The organism is Micromonospora sp. NPDC049048, assembly GCF_043197615.1.
Classification (GTDB): Bacteria; Actinomycetota; Actinomycetes; order Mycobacteriales; family Micromonosporaceae; genus Micromonospora.
In genome coordinates this window covers 14,708-39,384 of sequence record NZ_JBICTM010000018.1, presented here as the reverse complement: position 1 = coordinate 39,384, position 24,677 = coordinate 14,708, and the positions used below count along the sequence as shown (strand labels likewise).

3 protein-coding genes are annotated in these 24,677 nt (G+C 75.5%); all 3 read left to right on the top strand.

What is annotated here, in order from left to right; genetic code table 11:
• Positions 1–33 precede the first annotated feature (33 nt).
• Positions 34–657, top strand: coding sequence for a phosphopantetheine-binding protein (locus ACGFIG_RS30340; RefSeq protein WP_393008743.1), 624 nt, complete (start codon positions 34–36; stop codon positions 655–657).
• A 214-nt stretch (positions 658–871) separates the two neighbouring features.
• A complete protein-coding gene (locus ACGFIG_RS30335; protein ID WP_393008741.1) occupies positions 872–1,732 on the top strand; it encodes a metallophosphoesterase family protein in 861 nt (286 codons plus the stop codon).
• Between the two features lie 325 nt (positions 1,733–2,057).
• A complete protein-coding gene (locus ACGFIG_RS30330) occupies positions 2,058–24,653 on the top strand; it encodes a type I polyketide synthase (RefSeq protein ID WP_393008739.1) in 22,596 nt (7,531 codons plus the stop codon).
• Positions 24,654–24,677 lie beyond the last annotated feature (24 nt).

Here is a 24,677-nt window from a genome sequence, read left to right as displayed (position 1 = left end):
GTGGTGGTGGCGGATGTGCGGTGGGATCGGTTTGTGTCGTCGTTTACGGCGTTGCGTCCGTCCCGGTTGTTCACCGAAATCCCCGAAGCACAGGCCGAGCACGGCGAGGAGACGTCCAGCGACGCGGATCGCGGCGCGGCGTCGGCGCTGCGCGAGCGGCTTGCCGCCGCCTCCGGGCCGGAGCGCGACCGCATCCTGCTGGACCTGGTCCGTGGCACCGCCGCGGCGGTGCTGGGCCACGCCACGCCGAGCGGGATCAGGCCCGGCCGGGGCTTCCTCGAACTGGGCTTCGACTCGCTGACCGCCGTCGAGCTGCGCAACCGGCTTACCGCCGAAACCGGCATCGGGCTGCCCGCCACCCTCGTCTTCGACCATCCCACCCCGCACGCGCTCGCCGCGCACCTGGGAGCCGAGCTGGCGCCCGAGCAGCCGGCGTTGCCGATCGTGGCGGAGATCGAACGCCTCGACCAGCTCCTCGGCGGGCTGCCGGGCGATCAGGTCGACGACGCGGTCATCGGTCGGCTGGAGGATCTGGTGGCGAGGTGGCGCGGACGACCCGCCGCCACCGCGCCGGCGCCAACCGTCGAGGAGGAACTGGAGTCGGCGAGCCGGGAGGAGCTGTTCGACATCATCCAGCGGGAGTTCGGCAAGTCCTGACCGGATTCGAGCTGACCCGACGGCGCCGGACGCCTGGCCGGCGCCGTCGGGCGGGCACGGCCGCCTAGGGGTCCACGGACCCTGTCTAGGGGTGTGCCGGTGCCGATCCGGCTCCGTAGGGTCGGAGCCCGTCAGGCCGTCTCGCCGTGCCCACCAGCAGCGAACGGTACGGATGTGGGTGCGTGCGGTGCCCCGGATGGATCGGGAGGTCCGCATGGCCGGATCCGGCCTGCCTCAACTGCTCGCCATCAGTGACCTGCACGTGGTGCACGCGGAGAACAAGGCCATCGTCGAACGGCTACGGCCGGAACGCGACGGCGACTGGCTCGTCGTCGCCGGCGACGTCGGGGAGTTCGTCAGCGACATCGAGTGGGCGCTGGGACTGCTCAGCCGCCGCTTCGCCAAGGTGATCTGGGCCCCCGGCAACCACGAGCTGTGGACTCCCCGCGAGGACCCGATCCAGCTGCGGGGGGACGCGCGCTACCAGCACCTGGTGCAGCTGTGCCGGGGCCTCGGGGTGGTCACCCCGGAGGACCCGTACCCCGTGTGGGACCCGCAGGGCGACGACCCGGTCCTGATCGCGCCGCTGTTCCTGCTCTACGACTACAGCTTCCGGCCTGCCGGGACGTACACGAAGGAGCAGGCCCTGGCGCGGGCCCACGAGGTCGGCGTGGTCTGCACCGACGAGATCCTGCTGCATCCCGACCCGTACCCGACGCGGGACGCGTGGTGCCGGGCGCGGCTCGCCCTGACCGAGCGCCGGCTGAGCGCCGAACGCAACGGGCTGCCCACCGTCCTGGTGAACCACTTCCCGCTCGTGCGCGAGCCCACCCGGATCCTGCGGTACCCGGAGTTCGCCCAGTGGTGCGGCACCGAGGCCACGGCCGACTGGCACGTCCGCTTCGACGCCCGCGTCGCCGTCTACGGCCACCTGCACATCCCGCGCACCACCTGGTACGACGGGGTTCGGTTCGAGGAGGTCTCGGTGGGCTACCCACGGGAGTGGCGCCGCCGCTCGACGCCTCCGGGGCGGCTGCGCCGCATCCTGCCGGCCGTCGCCGGACAGCCGGCCTGAGCGGCCCTCGCGACGCTGGTCACCGCCGCTCGCGGGACCTGCCGCGACGGTCCTCGCGGGCCGGTCGATCAGGGGTTCTCTAGGGGTTGGGCGGGCGATGGGCGCTCAGTACCGTCCAGTCACGGTGGCGGGCATGTGTCGGCGGGACTGCCCGGCGTGGCGGGTGCCTGAGCAGGCACGACAACCGGAATCAGGAACAGGTGTGGGGTTCGTGAGCCGAACGGCCATGTCTCCACCCACCTGTGCACGAAGCCGGCCCGTCGGCGGTGGTGTGGTCAACGAATCGGCAGATTCCGATCGATAGCAAGCTCTGGGCGGGTGGGTCATGGCGGACGAAGACAAGCTCCTCGAACACCTGAAGTGGGTGACCTCCGAGCTTCGCCTGGCGCGCCGGCGCCTGACCGAGCTGGAGAACGAGGACGCCGAGCCGATCGCGATCGTCGGCATGGCCTGCCGCTTCCCCGGCGGCGTCACCTCACCGGAGGACCTCTGGGACCTGGTCGCCGGTGGCGTGGACGCCACCGGCACCTTCCCCGACGACCGGGGCTGGGACCTCGACGGGCTCTACGATCCCGATCCCGACCACCCCGGCACGACGTACAGCAACCGGGGCGGCTTCCTGCGCGACGCCGGCCTGTTCGACCCGACCCTGTTCGGGATCTCGCCGCGCGAGGCGCTGGCCATGGACCCGCAGCAGCGGCTCCTGCTCGAGGTGACCTGGGAGGTCTTCGAGCGGGCCGGCATCGACGCCGCGTCGGTGCGGGGCAGCCGTACGGGGGTGTTCGTCGGCACCGCGGGGCAGGACTACACGTCCGTGCTGCGGCAACTGCCCGAGGGCACGGAGGGCTACGTCCTCACCGGCACGGCCGCGAGCGTGATGTCCGGCCGGTTGGCGTACTCCTTCGGGCTGGAGGGGCCGGCCGTCACCATCGACACCGCCTGCTCGTCGTCGCTGGTCGCCCTGCACCTCGCCGGCCAGGCGCTGCGCGACGGCGAGTGCTCCCTCGCCGTGGCCGGTGGCGTGACCGTGCTGGCCACGCCCGGCGCCTTCGTCGAGTTCTCCCGCCAGCGGGGGCTCGCCTCCGACGGGCGGTGCAAGGCCTTCTCCGCCGACGCCGACGGGACCGGCTGGTCCGAGGGCGTCGCCATGCTGCTCGTCGAGAAGCTCTCCGACGCCCGACGCAACGGTCACCCCGTCCTGGCGGTGATCCGGGGCAGCGCCGTCAACCAGGACGGCGCCAGCAGCGGCCTGACCGCCCCCAACGGCCCCGCCCAGCAGCGGGTCATCCGGCAGGCCCTGGAGAACGCCCGGCTCAGCCCGTCCGACGTGGACGCCGTCGAGGCGCACGGCACGGGCACCCGGCTCGGCGACCCGATCGAGGCGCAGGCGCTGCTGGCCACGTACGGCCAGGGACGGTCCGCCGACCGGCCGCTGTGGCTGGGGTCGCTGAAGTCGAACATCGGCCACCCACAGGCCGCCGCCGGCGCTGGCGGCGTCATCAAGATGGTGATGGCGATGCGGCACGGCGTGCTGCCGCCCACCCTGCACGTGGCGCAGCCGTCCCCGCACATCGACTGGTCGACGGGGGCCGTGTCCCTGCTCGACGAGGCGCGCCCGTGGGCCGGCGGCGACCACGTCCGCCGGGCCGGCGTGTCGTCGTTCGGCATGAGCGGCACCAACGCCCACTTGATCCTGGAGCAGGCGCCGACGCCCGACCCGGCCGGCGACGAGGCCACGCCGTCCCGCCGTCCCGCCGTGGCGCCGGTGCTGCTCGCCGCCGCGCAGCCGGCCGCGTTGTCGGCGCAGGCCGACCGGTGGGCCCGCTGGCTGGCCGACGACGAGGGCTCGCGTCCGCTCGACGTGGCCTTCTCGTCGGTGGTGTCCCGCGCGACGCTCGACCGGCGCGCGGTGCTGCTCGCCGAGGACCGTCCGGGACTGCTGGCGGGCCTGCGGTCCCTGGCGGCGGGGGAGTCGTCGGGCACGGTGGTCACCGGCCAGGCCGGGGACCGGGGGCCGCTGGCGGTGCTCTTCTCCGGCCAGGGCGCGCAGCGTGCCGGCATGGGCCGGGAGCTGTACGACGAGTTCCCCGTCTTCGCCGCCGCCCTCGACGAGGCGTGTGGGCACCTGGACCGGGTGCTGCCGCGCCCGCTGAAGGAGGTGCTGTTCGCGCCCGAGGGCTCCGCCGAGGCGGAGCTGCTGGACCAGACCGCGTTCACCCAGGCCGGGCTCTTCGCGGTCGAGGTGGCGTTGTTCCGGCTCGTGGAGTCGATGGGCGTCACGCCGGACTTCGTGGGCGGGCACTCCATCGGTGAGGTCGCCGCCGCGCACGTGGCCGGGGTGCTGTCCCTCCAGGACGCCTGCCTGCTGGTGGCGGCGCGGGGCCGGCTGATGCAGGCGTTGCCGGACGGCGGGGGCATGCTCGCCGTGGCCGCCGACGAGGCGGCCGTGACGGAGTCGATCGCCGGGCTGACCGACCGGGTCGGCATCGCCGCGGTGAACGGCCCGACCTCGGTCGTGGTCTCCGGCGCCGTCGACGCCCTCGACGAGGTCGAGCGGCTCTGGCGGGACCGGGGCGCGCGTACCCGCCGGCTGACCGTCAGTCACGCGTTCCACAGCCCGCTGATGGAGCCGGTGCTGGAGCGCTTCCGCGGCATCGTCGAGCGGTTGACCTTCGCCGCGCCCGCGCTGCCGTTGGTGTCGAACGTGACCGGTGCGCTCGCTGACGCCGACGAGATCCGCACTCCGGAGTACTGGGTGCGGCACGTCCGGGAGGCCGTGCGCTACGCCGACGGGATCACCGCCCTACGCGAGGCGGGCGTCGACACGTTCCTGGAGATCGGGCCACAGAGCGTCCTGACCGCGATGGCGGCCGACGTGCTGCCCGACGACGACGGTGTGCTGGCTGTCGCCGTGCAGCGTCGGGACCGGCCGGAGGTCCACGCGCTGTTGCACGCCCTGGCCGAGCTGCACGTGCACGGGGTTCCCGTGTCCTGGCAGGAGTGGTTCGCCGACACCGGCGCCGCCCGGGTGGACCTGCCCACGTACGCCTTCCAGCGGGAGCGGTTCTGGCCCGAGGTGCTGCCGTGGCGGGTCGGCGACGTGTCGGGCGCCGGCCTCGGCGTCGCGGGGCACCCGCTGCTCGGCGCGGCGGTGCGGCTCGCCGGCGACGACGAGGTGGTGCTGACCGGCCGGCTGTCGACGTCGACGCACCCGTGGCTGGCCGACCACGTGGTCGGCGGCAACGTGGTGGTGCCGGGCACCGCCCTGGTGGAGTTGGCGGTACGCGCCGGCGACGAGGTGGGCGCGTCGCGCGTACGGGAGCTGACCGTGGCCGCGCCGCTGGTGCTGCCCGCCTCCGGCGCCGTGCGCGTCCAGGTGCGCGTCGGCGCGGCCGACGACGCCGCCGTCCGCGCGCTGTCCGTGTACTCCCAGCCCGAGGACGACGACGACACCGAGTGGGTACGGCACGCCGACGGCCTGCTCGAACCGGTGTCGACCGACGAGCCGGGCATCGGCGAGTGGCCGCCGGCGGGCGCGACCGAGGTGGACCTGACCGGCTGGTATCCGGCGCTGGCGGAGCACGGCCTGTCGTACGGGCCGGTGTTCCGGGGCGTACGGCGGGCCTGGACGGCCGACGGCGAGGCGTACGCCGAGGTGGCGTTGCCGGACGGGGCGGCCGGCGAGGCCAACGCGTTCGGGGTGCACCCGGCGCTGCTGGACGCCGCGCTGCACCCGGTGGCGCTGCTGCTCGCGTCGGAGGCGACGGGCGGGCCACGCGTGCCGTTCGCGTTCGAGGGCGTGCAGGTGCACGCCTCGGGGGCCCGGACGCTGCGGGTGCGGCTGACCCGGGACGGCTCCGGGGTGCGGCTGGTCGCCTGCGACGGCTCGCACGCGCCGGTGGTGTCGGTGGACTCCCTGGTGCTGCGGGAGATGACCGCGACGGCGACCCGGGGCGCCGCCGCCCGCTCGCTGTACGAGGTGGCCTGGCAGGCAGAGCAGGTCGTCGCGGTGGACGGCCTGACGGGGTGGGCGGCGCTGGGCCGCTCGGCCCCGGCCGGGCTGCCGGAGCTGCCGGTCTTCGCGGACGTGGCGGCTCTGGGAGCGAGCGGCGCCACCGTCCGGCAGGTGCTGCTGGCGGTGCCGACCGGCGACTCCGGCACCGCAATGCCGGCGGCCGTACGGGCGCTCACCGGCGCCGTCCTGGACGTGCTGCGGTCCTGGCTCGCCGCCGACGCGCTGGCGGACTCGAAGCTGGTGGTGGTGACCCGGGGCGCGGTGGCCGCCGCGGACGACGACCGGGTCACCGACCTGGCCGCCGCGGCGCTCTGGGGCCTGCTGCGCTCGGCGCAGTCAGAGCACCCGGGCCGGATCGTCCTCGCCGACGTCGACGGCGAGCTGACCCCCGCGAACCTCGCCGTACTGGCCGGGGCGGCGGTCGACCCGTCGGTCTCCGGTGGACAGCTGGCGCTGCGGGGCGAACACACCCTGGTGCCGAGGCTCATGCGGCCCGTGGGCGACGAGCTGACCCCGCCGCCGGGGGCGTGGCACCTGGCCCCCGTCACCCCCGGCACCCTGGACGGCGTCGGCATGGTGCCCGCCGCTCCCGTGGCGCTGGACGCGGGTCAGGTGCGTATCGCGGTGCGTGCGGCGGGCGTGAACTTCCGGGACGTGCTGATCGGGCTGGGCATGTACCCGGATCCGGCGGCGGTGATGGGCAGTGAGGGCGCGGGCGTCGTGGTCGAGGTCGGCCCGGGCGTGACCGACCTGGTGCCCGGCGACCGCGTGATGGGCATGTTCGAGCTCGGGTTCAGCCCGCAGGCCGTCGCCCACCGGCAGCGCATCGCCAAGATGCCCGCCGGCTGGTCCTTCACCCAGGCGGCGTCGGTTCCCCTGGTCTTCCTGACCGCGTACTACGCGCTGCGGGACCTGGCCGGGCTGCGGGCCGGCGAGTCGGTGCTGATCCACAACGGCGCGGGCGGCGTCGGCATGGCCGCCATCCAGCTCGCGCACCACCTCGGCGCCACCGTCCACGCGACGGCGAGCCCCGGCAAGTGGGGCGTGCTGCGGGGCCTCGGGGTGGCCGAGGAGCGGATCGCGTCCTCGCGGACGACCGAGTTCGAGCAGGCGTTCGGCGCGGCCACCGGCGGTGCTGGGGTCGACGTGGTGCTCGACGCGTTGGCGGGTGAGTTCGTCGACGCGTCGCTGCGGCTGCTGCCGCGCGGTGGCCGGTTCGTGGAGATGGGCAAGGCCGACGTACGCGACCCGGAGGAGGTGGCCGCCGAGCACCCGGGCGTGGTCTACCGCGCGTTCGACCTGAACGAGGCGGGCAGCACCCGCATCGGCGAGATGCTCACCGAGATCCTCGACCTCTTCGCGCGGGGCGCACTGCGTCCGCTGCCCGTACGGGCGTGGGACGTGCGCCAGGCCCGCCAGGCGCTGCGGCACGTCAGCCAGGCCCGCCACGTCGGCAAGGTCGTGCTGCGCATCCCCGCGCCCGTGGACCCCGAGGGCACCGTGCTGGTCACCGGCGCGGCCGGGGCCCTGGCCGGCGTACTCGCCCGGCACCTGGTCGCCACCGGCCAGGCCCGGCGCCTGCTGCTGGCCTCCCGCCGCGCACCCGGCCGCGACGGTGGCGACGACTACGCCACCCTGGTCCGGGACCTGACCGACGCGGGTGCCGACGTCACCGCCGTGGCCGTCGACGTCAGCGACCCCGCGCAGGTCAGCGAGCTGATCGCCGGGATCGACCCGGCGCACCCGCTGACCGCCGTGGTGCACACCGCCGGGGTGATCGCCGACGCGACCATCGGTTCGCTGGACGAGTCGGCCCTGCATGCCGTGTTGGTGCCGAAGGTGGACGCCGGGTGGGCGTTGCACGAGGCCACGCGGGATCTGGACCTGTCGGCGTTCGTGCTGTTCTCGTCGGTGGCGGCCACCCTGGGCTCGCCGGGGCAGGGTAACTACGCGGCCGCGAACGCGTTCCTCGACGCCCTCGCCCAGCACCGCCGCGAGCAGGGGCTGCCCGCCACCAGCGTCGCCTGGGGCATGTGGGCCACCGACAGCACGATGACCGCCCACCTCGACGGCGACGACCAGCAGCGGCTGCGGCGCGTCGGGATGAGCCGGCTCTCCCCGGCCGAGGGCGCCGAACTCTTCGACGCCGCCCTGCCGGCGGTCCAGCCGGTCGTCGTCGCGGCCCGACTCCAGGTCACCGGCGAGGCGAGCCACGTACCGCCGCTGCTGCGGCACCTGATGCGCGGCGGCCGGCGCCGCACGGCCACCGACCAGCCGACCGCCGGTACGTCGTGGCGCGACCGGCTCGCCGGCCTCTCCGAGGCGGACGCCCGCCAGGCCCTCGTCGACCTCGTCTGCGGCCAGGCCGCCACGGTGCTGGGGCACGCCTCGGCGCAGGCGGTCCCCGCCACCCGGGCCTTCAAGGAACTGGGCTTCGACTCGCTGACCTCGGTCGAACTGCGTAACCGACTGGGTGCGGCCACCGGCCTGCGGCTGACCGCCACGCTGGCCTTCGACCACCCCACCCCGGCCCGGCTGGCCGACCACCTGCTCGCGCAGCTCGGCCCGGCCACCGGCACCGGCCACACGGTCCGTACCGTCGTCACCGCCGACGCCGACGAGCCGATCGCCATCATCGGCATGGCCTGCCGCTACCCCGGCGGCGTCAGCACCCCCGAGCAGCTGTGGCAGCTCGTCACCTCCGGCGCCGACGCCATCGGCGACTTCCCGACCGACCGCGGCTGGGACCTCGACCGGCTGTACGGCACCGACGGCGACCAGGCCGGCGGCACCGTCACCCACCAGGGCGGATTCCTCTACGACGCGGCCGACTTCGACGCCGGCTTCTTCAACGTCAGCCCCCGCGAGGCCCTCGCCATGGACCCGCAGCAGCGGCTGCTGCTGGAGACCGCCTGGGAGAGCTTCGAGTACGCCCGCATCGACCCCGCCGCGCTCGGCGGCACCGCCACCGGTGTCTTCATCGGCGCCGCCTCCTCCGGCTACGCCACCAGCGGACGCGACGACCTCGACGGCCTCGAGGGGCATCTGCTGACCGGCACGGCGGGCAGCGTCGCCTCCGGGCGGGTCGCCTACACGTTCGGCCTCGAAGGCCCGGCGGTCACCGTCGACACCGCCTGCTCCTCGTCCCTGGTGGCGCTGCACCTCGCCGCCCAGGCGCTGCGCGGCGGCGAGTGCGACATGGCCCTGGCCGGCGGGGTGGCGCTGATGGCGCAGCCCGGCATGTTCTCCGAGTTCTCCCGCCAGGGCGGGCTGGCCCCGGACGGGCGGTGCAAGGCGTTCGCCGCCGGCGCGGACGGCACCGGCTGGTCCGAGGGCGTCGGCATGCTGCTGGTGGAGCGCCTCTCCGACGCGCGACGCAACGGGCACCGGGTACTCGCCGTACTGCGCGGCTCGGCCATCAACCAGGACGGCGCGTCCAACGGGCTGACCGCCCCGAACGGCCCGTCGCAGCAGCGGGTGATCCGCCAGGCCCTGGAGAACGCGCGGCTGACGCCGGCCGACGTGGACGCCGTGGAGGCGCACGGCACCGGCACCACCCTCGGCGACCCGATCGAGGCGCAGGCGGTGCTGGCCACCTACGGGCAGGACCGCGACGGCGGGGAGCCGCTCTGGCTCGGCTCGATCAAGTCGAACATCGGCCACTCCCAGGCGGCTGCCGGTGTGGCCGGCGTGATCAAGATGGTGCAGGCGATGCGGCACGGCATGCTGCCGCCGACCCTGCACGTGGACGAGCCCTCGCCCCACGTCGACTGGAGCGCCGGGGCGGTCGCCCTGCTCACCGAGGCGCGGCCGTGGCCGGCCGTCGACCGGCCCCGCCGGGCGGCGGTGTCGTCGTTCGGCATCAGCGGCACCAACGCGCACACCATCATCGAGCAGGCGCCCGACGAGCCGGCCCCGGCAGCGCCCGCCCCGGCGGGGAACGTCCCCGGCCTGGTCGGGCCCGCCGCCGTACCGCTGCCGGTCTCCGGCAGGAGCGCCCGCGCGCTCCGGGCGCAGGCCGCCCGCCTCGGCGAACGGCTCGCCGCCGACGCCGACCTCGACCCCCGCGACCTCGGCTTCTCCCTGGCCACCCAGCGGGCGCACCACCCGTACCGCGCGGTCGTCGTGGCCGCCGACCGGGACGACGCGGCCACCCGACTGGCCGATCTCGCCGCCAGCGACAGCGCGCCGGCCGGCGTGGACGCCGCGCCGAAGGTCGTCTTCGTCTTCCCCGGCCAGGGCTCCCAGTGGACGGGGATGGCGCTGGACCTGCTGGAGACCTCGCCGGTCTTCCGGCAGCGGATGGACCAGTGCGCCGAGGAACTGTCCCGGCTGGTGGACTGGTCCCTGGAGGACGTGCTGCGGGAGGCGCCCGGCGCGCCGCCCCTGGACCGGGTGGACGTGGTCCAGCCCGTGCTCTTCTCCGTCATGGTGTCCCTCGCGCAGCTCTGGCGGTCGTGCGGCGTCGAACCGGCCGCCGTCGTCGGGCACTCGCAGGGGGAACTCGCCGCGGCCTGCGTCGCCGGCGCGCTGAGCCTCGCCGAAGCGGCGCGGCTCGTCGTGGCACGCAGCCGGGGCCTGCTGGCGATCGCCGGTCGCGGCGGCATGGTCTCCGTCCCGCTCCCCGCCGCCGACACCGAGCAGCTCATCGCGCCGTGGAACGGGAGCCTCTCCGTCGCCGCCCTCAACGGGGCCGCCGTGACCGTGGTCGCCGGCGACTCGGCGTCGGTCGCCGCGTTGCTCGCGCACTGCGCCGAGCGGGGAATCCGCGCCCGGCAGATCGCCGTCGACTTCGCGGCGCACAGCGCCCACGTCGAACCGGTCCGCGACGAGGTGACCGCCTGCTTCGGCACGGTGGAGCCCCGGTCCACCAGCGTGGCCTTCCACTCCACCGTCACCGGTGGACCGATCGACACCGCCGGGCTCGACGCCGACTACTGGTACCGCAACCTGCGGGAGCCGGTCCGGCTGGCGCCGGTCGTGGACCAGCTGATCGAGCAGGGCTTCCGCGCCTTCGTCGAGGTCAGCCCACACCCCGTACTCAAGATCGCCGTGCAGGACGCGCTCGACCGGGGCACCGGCGCGGGCGTGGTGGTGGGCTCGCTGCGCCGAGACGAGCACGGGCCGCGGCAACTGCTGGCCAACCTCGGTGACCTGCACGTCGCCGGCGTGCCCGTCGACTGGTCGCGCGTGTTCGCAGGCTCCGGCGCCACCCCGGTCGACCTGCCCACGTACGCCTTCCAGCGGGACCGGTTCTGGCCGGCGCTCGACCGCTCCGCGACCGGCGACGTGTCGGGGGCGGGACTGGGCGCGGCCGGGCACGGGCTGCTCGGCGCGGCGGTGCGGCTCGCCGGCGACGACGAGGTCGTGCTCACCGGCCGGCTGTCGGCGTCCACGCACCCCTGGCTGGCGGACCACGTGGTCGGCGGCGCGGTGGTGCTGCCGGGCACCGCCCTGGTCGAACTCGCGGTGCGCGCCGGTGACGAGGTCGGCGCCTCCCGGCTGCGGGAGCTGACCGTCGCCGCGCCGCTGGTGCTGCCGAACGCGGGCGCGGTCCGTGTGCAGGTGCGCGTCGGCGCGGCCGACGGCTCCGGTGCCCGGCCCGTGGCGGTGCACTCGCAGCCCGACGGCGACCCCGAGGACGCCTGGACGCGGCACGCCGACGGCCTGCTGGAACAGGCCACCGACGAGCCGACGCTGGGCTCCTGGCCGCCGGCCGGCGGCACCGAGGTGGACCTCGCCGGCTGGTATCCGGCGCTGGCGGAGCGCGGCCTGGCGTACGGGCCGGCGTTCCGGGGCCTGCGGCGGCTGTGGACCGCCGGCGACGAGGCGTACGCCGAGGTGGCCCTGCCGGACGAGGCGGCCGGCGACGCCGCCAGCTTCGCCGTGCACCCCGCGCTGCTGGACGCCGCGCTGCACCCCGTCGGACTGCTGCTGAACGAGCGCTCCGGCGGACCGCGCGTGCCGTTCGCGTTCGAGGGCGTGCAGGTGCACGCCTCCGGCGCCCGGACGCTGCGGGTACGGCTGACCCGGGCGGGCTCGCGCGTGCGGCTGGTGGCCGGCGACGAGTCCGGCGCGCCCGTGGTGTCCGTCGAGTCGCTCGCACTGCGGGAGATGAGCGACGCCACCGGCGCGGAGGCCGCGGAGCGGTCGCTGTTCGAGGTGACGTGGCAGGTCGAGGCGGTCACCCCGGCGCGGGACGTCTCCGGCTGGGCGCTGCTCGGCGACGGGGACGCCCCGGCGGGCCTGGCCACGGCGGTGTTCCCGACCGTCGACGAGCTGACCGAGGCGGTCGCGGCCGGGTCGGTCGAGGCACCCCGCGCGCTGGTCGTCCCCGTGCCCGCCGGCACCCCGGAGGGGGACCTGCCCGACCTGGTCCGTACGGCCACCGCCAGGGTCCTGGACGTGGTGCGCTCCTGGCTGGACAGCGAGGCACTGGCCGACACGACGCTGGTGGTGCTGACCCGCGCGGCGGTGGCCGCCACCCCGGCCGACGCGGTGCGGGACCTGCCCGGCGCGGCGGTCTGGGGACTGCTGCGCTCGGCGCAGTCGGAGCACCCGGGGCGGATCGTCCTCGCCGACGTCGACGGCGAACTCACCCCGGCCACCCTCGCCGTGCTGGCCGCCGTGGTCGAGGACCCGTCGCCCACCGGCGGCCAGGTGGCCGTACGCGGCGACGAGGTGCGTACGCCCCGCCTGGGCCGGCCCGCCGGGCAGGCCGCCGAGGAGCTCGTCCCGCCGGCCGGACTGTGGCGGGTCGGTGCGGTCAGCCCCGGCACCCTGGACGGCGTCGGCATGGTGCCCGCCGCCTCCGTGGCGCTGGACGCGGGTCAGGTGCGCATCGCGGTGCGCGCGGCGGGCGTGAACTTCCGGGACGTGCTGATCGGGCTGGGCATGTACCCGGATCCGGCGGCTGTGATGGGCAGTGAGGGCGCGGGCGTCGTGGTCGAGGTCGGCCCGGGCGTGACCGACCTGGTGCCCGGCGACCGGGTGCTCGGCATGTTCGAGCCGGCCTTCGCCCCCGAGGTGATCGCCACCCGCGACCTGGTGGCGAAGATCCCCGCCGGCTGGTCCTTCGCGCAGGCGGCCTCCGTGCCGGTGGTGTTCCTGACCGCGTACTACGCGCTGCGGGACCTCGCCGACCTGCGGGCCGGCGAGTCGGTGCTGATCCACAACGGCGCGGGCGGCGTCGGCATGGCCGCCATCCAGCTCGCCCGGCACTGGGGCGCGACGGTGTACGCCACCGCCAGCCCCGGCAAGTGGCACGTCCTGCGCGGCCTCGGGGTGGCCGGGGAGCGGATCGCGTCCTCGCGGACCACCGAGTTCGAGCAGACCTTCGGCGCGGCCACCGGCGGCGCCGGGATGGACGTGGTGCTCGACGCGTTGGCCGGTGAGTTCGTCGACGCGTCGCTGCGGCTGCTGCCGCGCGGTGGCCGGTTCGTGGAGATGGGCAAGGCCGACGTACGCGACCCGCAGACGGTCGCCGCCGACCACCCCGGCGTCACCTACCGCGCCTTCGACCTGAACGAGGCCGGGCACCGGCGTATCGGCGAGATGCTCACCGAACTGCTCGCCCTGTTCGCGCAGGGCGTGCTGCGCCCGCTGCCCCTGCGGGCGTGGGACGTGCGCCAGGCCCGCCAGGCGCTGCGCCACATCAGCCAGGCCCGCCACATCGGCAAGGTCGTCCTGCGGGTGCCCGCGCCCGCCGACCCCGACGGCACCGTCCTGCTCACCGGCGCCGGCGGCGCCCTCGCCGGAGTGTTCGCCCGCCACCTCGTCGCCACCGGCCAGGCGCGGCACCTGCTGCTGGCCTCCCGCCGTGGCCCCGAGCAGTACCAGGACCTGGTCGACGAGCTGACCCGCGCCGGCGCCCGGGTCACCGTCGGCACCGCCGACGTGGCCGACCCCGCGCAGGTGAACCGGCTGCTGGAACTGGTGGACCCACAGCACCCGCTGACCGCCGTGGTGCACACCGCCGGGGTGATCGCCGACGCGACCATCGGTTCGCTGGACGAGTCTGCCCTGCATGCCGTGTTGGTGCCGAAGGTGGACGCCGGGTGGGCGTTGCACGAGGCCACGCGGGATCTGGACCTGTCGGCGTTCGTGCTGTTCTCGTCGGTGGCGGCCACCCTGGGCTCGCCGGGGCAGGGTAACTACGCGGCCGCGAACGCGTTCCTCGACGCCCTCGCCCAGCACCGCCGCGAGCAGGGGCTGCCCGCCACCAGCCTCGCGTGGGGCCTGTGGGCGACCAGCAGCGCCATGACCGCCCACCTGGGCGGCAGCGAGCACCGCAAGGCGATCCGCGCCACCAGCGCCCCGCTGACCGACCGGCAGGGCGTGGCGCTGTACGAGCTGGCGCGGCAGCGCGGCACCGCGCACCTCGTCCTCATGAACCTGCCGCCGGCGTCGCGGTCGACCGGCCAGAACGTACCCAGCCTGCTGCGGGACCTGGTCCGGGCCGGCGGCCCGGCCCGGCGCGCGGTGGGTCGTGGCCCGGCGGACACCGCCTCCGTACGCGACCGGCTGGCGACGCTCGGCCCGGCGGAGCGGCGCTCCTACCTGCTCGACCTGGTGGCCACCAGCGTGGCGGCCGTGCTCGGGCACCGCTCGGCGGACAGCGTCGACGCCCAGCGCGCCTTCAAGGAGCTGGGCTTCGACTCGCTCACCTCGGTGGAGCTGCGCAACCGGCTCTCCGCCGCGACCGGGCTGCGGCTGCCCGCGACCGTGGCGTTCGACTACCCGACCCCGGTGGTGCTCGCCGAGTTCCTGGACCGGGAACTCGGCGGCGCGGCGGCCGTGGACCGGCCCGTCGCGGTCGGCACCGCCGCCGCCCTCGACGAACCGATCGCCATCATCGGCATGGCCTGCCGGTTCCCCGGTGACGTGCAGACCCCCGAGCAGCTCTGGAACGTGGTCACCGCCGGCGCCGACGTCATCTCGCCCTTCCCCACCGACCGGGGCTGGAACCTCGACGACCTGCGCGCCGGCGGTGAGGACCCCGGGGCCGTACCGCGCCAGGGCGGCTTCCTCCACGACGCCGCCCAGTTCGACGCCGCCTTCTTCGGGATCTCCCCCAGGGAGGCCCTGGCGATGGACCCGCAGCAGCGGCTGCTGCTGGAGACGTCCTGGGAGGCCTTCGAGCGGGCCGGCATCGACCCCCACTCGGCGCGGGGCAGCAGCACCGGCGTCTACGTCGGCCTGATCTACCACGACTACGCCTCCCAGGCCGCCGGCGGCACCGACGAACTGGACGGACACGTCGGAAACGGCAGCGCCGGCAGCGTCGCGTCGGGCCGCATCTCGTACCTGTTCGGCCTGGAGGGGCCCGCCGTCACCGTCGACACGGCCTGCTCGTCGTCGCTGGTGGCGCTGCACCTGGCCACCCAGGCGCTGCGGCAGGACGAGTGCCGCCTCGCCCTCGCCGGCGGGGTGAGCGTCATGTCCACCCCCGGCATGCTCACCGAGTTCTCCCGGCAGCGCGGCCTGTCGCCCGACGGGCGGTGCAAGGCGTTCGGCGCGGGCGCCGACGGCACCGGCTTCGCCGAGGGCGTCGGCATGCTCCTGCTGGAGCGCCTCTCCGACGCGCAGCGCAACGGCCACCGCGTGCTCGCCGTGGTCCGGGGCAGCGCCGTCAACCAGGACGGCGCCAGCAGCGGCCTCACCGCGCCGAACGGCCCCGCCCAGCAGCGGGTGATCCGGCAGGCGCTCGCCAACGCCCGGCTCGTCACCACCGACGTGGACGCCGTCGAGGCGCACGGCACCGGCACCGCCCTCGGCGACCCGATCGAGGCGCAGGCGCTGCTGGCCACGTACGGGCAGGGCCGACCGCAGGACCGCCCGCTGTGGCTGGGCTCGATCAAGTCGAACATCGGCCACGCCCAGGCGGCGGCCGGCGTCGCCGGCGTGATCAAGATGGTGCTGGCGATGCGGCACGGCATGCTGCCGCCGACCCTGCACGCCGAGAAGCCCTCCCCGCACATCGACTGGACCGCCGGGGCGGTCGCCCTGCTCACCGAGGCGCGGCCGTGGCCGGCCGTCGACCGGCCCCGTCGGGCGGCGGTGTCGTCGTTCGGCATCAGCGGCACCAACGCGCACACCATCATCGAGCAGGCTCCCGAGCCCGCCCCGGCGCAGGCCGCGCCGCCCGCCCCGGACGTACCGGGCGACCTGGTCGCCTGCGTCCTGTCGGCCCGCGACGCCGCCGCCCTGCACGAGCAGGCGCGCCGGCTGCGGACCCTCGTCGACGACGAGCCGGACCTGACCGTCGCCGACGTCGGCCGGGCGCTCGCCACCGCCCGGAGCGCCTTCGAGCACCGCGCGGTGCTGCTGCCCGGCGACCGCGCCGGACTGCTCGCCGCCCTCGGCGCGTTGGCCGACGACGAGCCCTCGGCCGCCGTCGTGCGGGGGGTCGCCCGCAGCGGCCGGACCGCCGTCCTCTTCTCCGGTCAGGGCGCGCAGCGTGCCGGCATGGGTCGCGAGTTGTACGCGGCCTTCCCGGTCTTCGCCGCCGCGCTGGACGAGGTGTGTGGCCACCTGGATCCGCTGCTGCCGCGTCCCCTGCGGGAGGTGCTGTTCGCCGGGGCGGGCACGCCCGAGGCGGAGCTGCTGGACCAGACGGTGTTCACCCAGGCCGGCCTGTTCGCCGTCGAGGTGGCGCTGTTCCGGCTGATGGAGTCGCTCGGCGTCATGCCGGATCTGGTGGCCGGGCACTCCATCGGCGAGATCGCGGCGGCACACGTGGCCGGCCTGTTCAGCCTGGCCGACGCGTGCGCGCTGGTCGCGGCGCGGGGCCGGCTCATGCAGGCTCTGCCGGCCGGCGGCGGCATGCTCGCCGTCGCCGCCGACGAGGACGCGGTGGCCGAGTCGATCGCCCCGCTCGCCGACCGGGTCGGCGTCGCCGCCGTCAACGGCCCCGCCGCCGTCGTGGTCTCCGGCGCCGCCGAGGCCCTCGACGAGGTGGAGCGGGTCTGGAAGGACCGGGGCGTACGCACGCGCCGGCTCACCGTCAGCCACGCGTTCCACAGCCCGCTCATGGAGCCGATGCTGGCCGAGTTCCGGCAGGCGCTCGACGGGCTGACGTTCCACTGGCCCGTCCTGCCGATCGTGTCGAACCTGACCGGGCAGGTCGCCGACCCCGACGAGATCGGCACCCCCGACTACTGGGTCCGGCACGTCCGGGAGACGGTCCGGTTCGCCGACGGGGTCGCGAGCCTGCGCGAGCGCAACGTCCGTACCTTCCTCGAACTGGGCCCCGACGCGGTGCTCGCCGGCATGGTGGGCGCCTGCCTGCCGGACGACGCCGCGCCGTTGACGGCGGTCGTGGCGACGCTGCGCCCCGGCCGGCCCGAGCCGGCGTCGCTGGTCCACGCGCTGGCGGAGCTGTACGCGCACGGCGTGCCGGTCACCTGGACCGCCCTGCTGCCGGCCGGGACCCGCCCGGTCGACCTGCCGACCTACCCGTTCCAGCGGCAGCGCTTCTGGCCGGCCGTGGGCCGGCTGCGCGCCGGCGACGTCAGCGGCGCGGGCCTCGGCGTGGCCGAGCACGGGCTGCTCGGCGCGGCCGTGGACCTGGCCGGCGACGACGAGGTCGTGCTGACCGGCCGGATCTCCCTGACCACCCACCCCTGGCTGGCCGACCACGTGGTCTCCGGCGTGACGCTGGTGCCGGGCACGGCCCTCGTCGAGCTGGCCGTACGCGCCGGCGACGAGGTGGAGCTGCCGCGGCTGCGGGACCTCACGGTGCTGGTGCCGCTGGTGCTCCCCGAGTCCGGCGCCGTACGGATCCAGGTGCGGGTGTCCGCGTCGGAGTCGCCGCAGCGCCCCGTCGCCGTCTACTCCCGCCCCGACGACGACCCCGAGGCGGGCTGGACCCGGCACGCGGAGGGCGTGCTGGAACCGGCCACCGCCGACGAGCCGGAGACGGCAGCCTGGCCGCCCGCCGGCGCCACCGAGGTGGACCTGACCGGCTGGTACCCGGCGCTGCTCGAGCACGGCCTGTCGTACGGGCCGGTGTTCCAGGGTCTGCGTCGGGTGTGGACCGCCGAGGACGACGTGTACGCCGAGGTGGCCCTGCCGGACGACGCGACGGCGGAGGCGGGGCGCTTCGGCGTGCACCCGGCGCTGCTGGACGCCGCTCTGCACCCGATCGGGCTGCTGCCCGGCACCGAGGAGTCGGGCGGGCCGCGCGTGCCGTTCGCGTTCGAGGGTGTGCAGGTGCACGCCTCCGGCGCGGGGCTGCTGCGGGTGCGGTTGACCCGCAACGGCTCCGGGGTACGGCTGACCGCCCGCGACGAGGCGGGCGCGCCGGTGGTGTCGGTGGACTCCCTCGTCCTGCGGGAGCTGACCGGCGTGGCCGCCGCCAGCGCGGCGTCCCGTTCCCTGTTCGAGGTGGTCTGGCAGGTCGAGGAGGCCGAGCCGGTCGACGACGCGTCGGGCTGGGCGATCCTGGGTGGGCCGGCCCTGCCGGGCGTCCCCGGCGGTCCCTCCGCCGAGACGATCCGGCAGTTGCGGGCCGCCATCGACGCCGGCATCGCCCCGCCGCGCCTGCTGCTCTTCACGCCGGCCGCGTCGCCCGTCGACGACGGCGACCCGGCGGAGGCCGTACGTACGGTGGCCTCCGACGTGCTGGGCCTGGTGCAGGAGTGGCTGGCAGTCGACGCGCTGGCCGACTCGAAGCTGGTGGTGGTGACCCGGGGCGCGGTGGCCGTCCGCGACGGGGACCGGGTGAGCGACCTGGCCGCCGCGGCCGTGTGGGGCCTGCTGCGCTCCGCGCAGTCGGAGCACCCCGGTCGCATCGTCCTGGCCGACGTCGACGACGCGATCAACCCCGGCACGCTGGGCATCCTGGCCCGGTTCGCCGCAGACCCGGCCGGCGGCCAGTTGGCCGTACGCTCCGGCGAGGTGCTCGTGCCGCGTCTGGTGCGGGCGGTCGCTCCGGCGTCGGCGGACGCCGCCGTGGTGGGTGACGGCGCGGTGCTGGTGACCGGTGGTACGGGTGCGTTGGGTGCTTTGGTGGCGGAGCATCTGGTGTCGGTGCACGGGGTGCGGTCGCTGGTGCTCGTGTCGCGGCGTGGTCTGGAGGCTGCGGGCGCGGGTGAGTTGTCGGAGCGGTTGTCGGCGTTGGGTGCGTCGGTGCGGATCATCGCCTGCGACGTGACGGACCGGGATCAGGTCGGTGCGCTGGTGGCCGAGGTCTCCGCCGGGGGCCGCCTGGCGGGTGTGGTGCACACCGCGGGTGTGTTGGACGACGGGGTGATCGAGCGGGTCACCGAGGAGCGTCTCGCCGGGGTGTTGGCGCCGAAGGTGTCGGCGGGTTGGTTGTTGCACGAGGCGACGGCGTCGCTGGATCTGGATTTGTTCGTGGTGTTCTCGTCGGTGGCGGGTGTGCTCGGTTCGCCGGGTCAGTCGGCGTATGCGGCGGGTAATGCGTTCCTGGACGGGTTGGCGGTGTATCGGCGGCAGTTGGGGTTGCCGGCGGTCAGCCTCGCCTGGGGTATGTGGGACACCGCCGGCATGGCCGCCTCGATCGGCGGCAACGACCGGGCCCGGACGGCACGCGCCGGCCTGCGGCCGATGAACGCCCGCACCGGGCTGGAACTGTTCGACGCCGCGGTGGAGGCGGAGCAGGCGGTGCTGGTGCCGGCCGCGATCGACGTACCCGCGCTGCGGGCGGCCGCCGCCGGTGCGGTCGTACCGCCGATGCTGCGCAACCTGGTCGACGTGGCGACGACCCGTCGTCGGGCCGGGCAGGGTGCCGCCGGCGGCTGGGCCGACCGGCTCGCCGGCCTCAGCGCCGAGGACGGCCTCGCGCAGGTCGACCAGCTGGTCCGGGGCCTGGTCGCGCAGGTGCTCGGGCACGGCGGCGCCGAGGCGGTGCCGGCCGACCGGGCGTTCAAGGACCTGGGCTTCGACTCGCTGACCGCCGTCGAGCTGCGCAACCGGGTGAACGGCGCGACCGGCCTGCGGCTCACCTCGACCCTGGTGTTCGACTACCCGTCCCCGCAGGTCCTGGCGGCCCACGTGTACGCGGAACTCGCCGGCACCCGGCCCGGCGTCGTCGCCGCCCCGGACGAGGCGACGGCCGGCGACGCCGACGAGGCGATCGCGATCGTCGGCATGGCCTGCCGCTACCCGGGCGGGGTGGAGTCTCCCGACGAGCTGTGGAAGCTGGTCAGCACCGGTGGGGAGGGCATCGGGGAGTTCCCGGCCGACCGGGGCTGGGACCTGGAGTCCCTGTACGACCCGGACCCCGACCACGCCGGCACCTCGTACACCCGCCACGGTGGCTTCCTGTACGGCGCGGCGGAGTTCGACCCCGGCTTCTTCGGCATTTCGCCGCGTGAGGCCCTCGCCATGGACCCGCAGCACCGGCTGCTGCTGGAGGCGTCCTGGGAGACGTTCGAGTCGGCGGGCCTGGACCCCTCGGGCCTGCGGGGTAGCCGGACCGGCGTCTTCGCGGGCGTCATCTACCACGACTACTCGACGCGGCTCATGGAGACGCCCGAGGTCGAGGGCTACATCGGCACCGGCAACTCGGGCAGCGTGCTGTCGGGCCGGGTGGCGTACACGTTCGGCCTCGAAGGCCCCGCGGTGACCGTCGACACGGCGTGCTCGTCCAGCCTGGTGGCGCTGCACCTGGCGGTGCAGGCGCTGCGCAGCGGCGAGTGCGACCTGGCGCTGGCCGGCGGCGTGAGCGTGATGGCGACGCCGGGCACGTTCGTGGAGTTCTCGCGGCAGCGCGGTCTGTCGGCCGACGGCCGGTGCAGGTCGTTCGCGGCGTCGGCCGACGGCACCGGCTGGTCCGAGGGCGTCGGGGTGCTGCTGGTGCAGCGGCTCTCGGACGCCCAGCGGGAGGGCCGGCGGATCCTGGCGGTGGTACGCGGCAGCGCCGTCAACCAGGACGGCGCGTCGAACGGGCTGACGGCGCCGAACGGCCCGTCGCAGCAGCGCGTGATCCGTCAGGCCCTGGCGAACGCGCGGCTGACTCCGGCCGATGTGGACGCCGTGGAGGCGCACGGCACCGGCACGACCTTGGGCGACCCGATCGAGGCACAGGCCGTCCTGGCCACGTATGGTCAGGACCGGCAGGGGCGGGAGCCGCTGTTGCTCGGCTCGATCAAGTCGAACATCGGGCACACGCAGGCGGCTGCCGGTGTGGCTGGTGTGATCAAGATGGTGCTGGCGATGCGCCACGGTCTGGTCCCGCCGACCCTGCACGTGGACGAGCCGTCCCCGCACATCGACTGGACCTCCGGGGCGGTGGCCCTCGCGACCGAACCCACCCCGTGGCCGGCCGTGGGTCGGCCGCGTCGGGCGGCGGTGTCGTCGTTCGGCATCTCCGGTACGAACGCGCATGTGATCATCGAGCAGCCGCCGGCCGAGGTGGTCGAGGGCGAGGTCGTCGCCAGCGACGTGCCGCCGGTGGTGCCGGTGCTGCTGTCTGCCCGCGACGCCGCCGCGCTGGCCGTCCAGGCGGGCCGGTGGGCGCGGTGGCTCGCCACCGACGAGGCCCCACGCGGGATGGACGTGGCCTGGTCGTCGGTGGTGTCGCGGGCCGCGCTGGAGCACCGGGCGGTCGTGTCCGGTGCGAGCCGGGAAGAGCTGCTGGCGGGCCTCGCCGCCGTCGCGGCGGGCGAGCCGTCGGGAGCTGTGGTGACCGGCTCCGCCGCCGTACGCGGCCAGCTCGCGCTGGTGTTCTCGGGTCAGGGTGCGCAGCGTGCGGGCATGGGTCGGGAGTTGTACGGCGAGTTCCCGGTGTTCGCGGCGGCGTTGGACGAGGTGTGTGGGCAGCTGGATTCGTTGCTGCCGCGTCCGTTGCGGGAGGTGTTGTTCGCTGAGGCGGGTTCCGCTGAGGCGGAGCTGCTCGATCAGACGGTGTTCACCCAGGCGGGCCTGTTCGCGGTCGAGGTGGCGTTGTTCCGTCTCGTGGAGTCGTTCGGGATCGTGCCGGACATGCTGGCCGGTCACTCGATCGGTGAGGTGACGGCCGCGCACGTCGCCGGTGTGTTGTCGCTGGCCGACGCGTGCGCGCTGGTGGCCGCGCGGGGTCGTCTGATGCAGGCGCTGCCGACCGGCGGCGGGATGCTGGCCGTAGCGGCGGACGAGGCGGCGGTGGCGGAGTCTCTCGCCGGGCTGACCGACCGCGTCGGTATCGCGGCCGTCAACGGTCCGGCCGCCGTGGTGGTCTCGGGTGCCGTCGACGCGCTGGACGAGGTGGAGCGACTCTGGCGGGACCGGGGTACCCGCACTCGCCGGCTCACCGTCAGCCACGCGTTCCACAGTCCGTTGATGGAGCCGATGCTCGACGAGTTCCGGGCGGTCCTGTCCGGGCTCACGTTCTCCGCGCCGTTGCTGCCGATGGTGTCGAACGTGACCGGGGCACTCGCTGAGGTCGACGAGATCCGCACCCCGGAGTACTGGGTGCGGCACGTCCGCGAGGCGGTGCGCTACGCCGACGGGATCACCGCGCTGCGGAGCGCCGGTGTGGACACGTTCCTGGAGGTCGGGCCGCAGAGCGTCCTGACGGCGATGGCCGCCGACGTGCTGCCCGACGACGACGCTGTGCTGGCTGTCGCGGTGCAGCGTCGGGACCGCCCGGAGGCGCAGGCGTTGCTGCACGCCCTGGCGGAGTTGCACGTGCACGGGGTGCCGGTGTCCTGGCGGCAGTGGTTCACCGACAGCGGTGCGCGGCGGGTGGACCTGCCCACGTACGCCTTCCAGCGGGAGCGGTACTGGCCCGAGCCGGCGAGCCGGCCACGACAGGCGGCGACCCACGGCGGCGACGCCGACTTCTGGAGCGCCGTCGAAAGCGGCGACCTGAGCGCGCTCGCCGCGCAGTTCGGCGACGACGGCGCCGCCCTGGACGCCCTCACGCCCGCCCTGCCGGTCCTGTCGACCTGGCACCGGGCGCGTACGCAGCGGGCGGTCCTCGACGCGTGGTCGTACCGGGTCGGGTGGAAGCGCACCGACATCACCGCCGACCCGGCGCGGCCCGGCGTGTGGCTGCTCGTGACGGCGCAGGACGACCTGGCGGACGGCACCCGGGCGGAGGCGGTCACCAAGGCCCTCGCCGAGGTCGGCGCCGACGTGGTCCGGCTCACCGTCGACCCGGTCGGCACCGACCGGGCGGGCCTCGCCCGACGGCTGGCCGACGTGCTGGCCGACGGCCCCGTCACCGGCGTGCTCTCCCTGCTCGGCCTCCGCGACCAGCCGCACCCCGCGCACCCGGCCGTGCCCGTCGGGACGGCCGCCACGCTGCTGCTGCTCCAGGCCCTGCACGACACCGGGGCGACCGCCCGGCTGTGGTGCCTGACCCAGGGCGCGGTCAGCACCGGCGACGGGGACACCGTGCCCGGCGTCGCCCAGAGCGGGCTCTGGGGCCTGGGGCTCGTGGCGGGCCTGGAACACCCCCAGCTCTGGGGCGGCCTGGTGGACCTGCCCGAGCAGGCCGACGCGACGGCGTGGGACCGGCTGGCGCGGGTGGTGACCGGCGCCGGCGACGAGGACCAGCTGGCCGTACGCCCCTCCGGGGTGTTCGTCCGTCGCCTGGTCCGTTCGGCACCCGCCGCCCCCGACACGGCGCAGCGGTGGCAGCCGTGCGGCACGGTGCTGGTCACCGGCGGCACCGGCGCGCTGGGCGCGCACGTGGCCCGTTGGGCGGCGGCCAACGGGGCGGAGCACGTCGTGCTGACCAGCCGTCGCGGCGAGCGCGCACCGGGGGCCGTGGAACTGCGCGCGGAACTCACCGCGCAGGGCGTCCGGGCGTCGGTCGTCGCCTGCGATGTCGCCGACCGTGACCAGGTGGCGGCGCTGCTGGCCCGCCTCGACGAGGACCCCGCGCCGTTGACGGCCGTGGTCCACGCGGCGGGCGCCGGCGAGTCCGGCCTGATCGCCGACACCGACCTGGCCGCGTTCGCGGGCGTGCTCGACGGCAAGGTGGCCGGCGCGCTGCACCTGGACGCCCTGCTCGGCGACCGGCCGCTGGACGCGTTCGTGCTCTTCTCCTCCATCGCCGGGGTGTGGGGCAGCGGCGGGCAGTCCGCGTACGCCGCCGGAAACGCCTTCCTCGACGCGCTGGCGGAGCACCGTCGCGGCCGTGGCCTGGCGGCGACGTCCGTGGCCTGGGGACCGTGGGCCGACGGCGGCATGGCCACGGGCGAGGCCCAGCAGATGCTGGCCCGGCGCGGCCTGACCGCCATGGCGCCGGCCGACGCCGTGCACGCCATGCGGTACGCCGTGGGCCTGCCCCGGGCGGCGCTGACCGTGGTGGACGTCGACTGGACGGTCTTCGCCCCGGCGTACGCCTCGGCCCGCCCCCGGCCGCTGCTCGACGACATCGCCGAGGCCAGGGAGGCGCTGCACGCCCTGGCCGGGGAGCAGCAGCCCGGCGGGGCGGCCGACGCCCTGCGGGAACACCTGCTCGCCCTGCCCCGCCCCGAGCGGGTCCGGCACCTGGTCGACCTGGTGCGTACCCACGCCTCCGCCGTGCTCGGCCACGCGGGCACCGACCGGGTCAAGCCCCAGCGGGCCTTCAAGGAACTCGGATTCGACTCGTTGACGGCGGTCGAGCTGCGCAACCGGCTGACCGGCGCGACCGGCCTGTCGCTGCCGGCGACCCTCGTCTTCGACTACCCGAACCCGGCCGTGCTCGCCGAGAACCTGCTCGACGGCCTGCTGCCCGAGGCGGCGCAGGCGGACGACGGCGACCCGGCGGAGGTGGCCGTCCGGCAGGCGCTCGCGGCGATCCCGCTGGCCCGCATCCGCGAGGCCGGGCTGCTGGACCTGCTGCTCAACCTCGCCGACGCCGACGGCGGTACCGGGGCCGAGCCCACCGACGAGGTCCTGGACCTCGACGACCTCGACACCGACACCCTCGTCAGGCTGGCGCTTGACGGAACCGATTCCTGACCGTTGTCCCCAGTACGGAGCTCA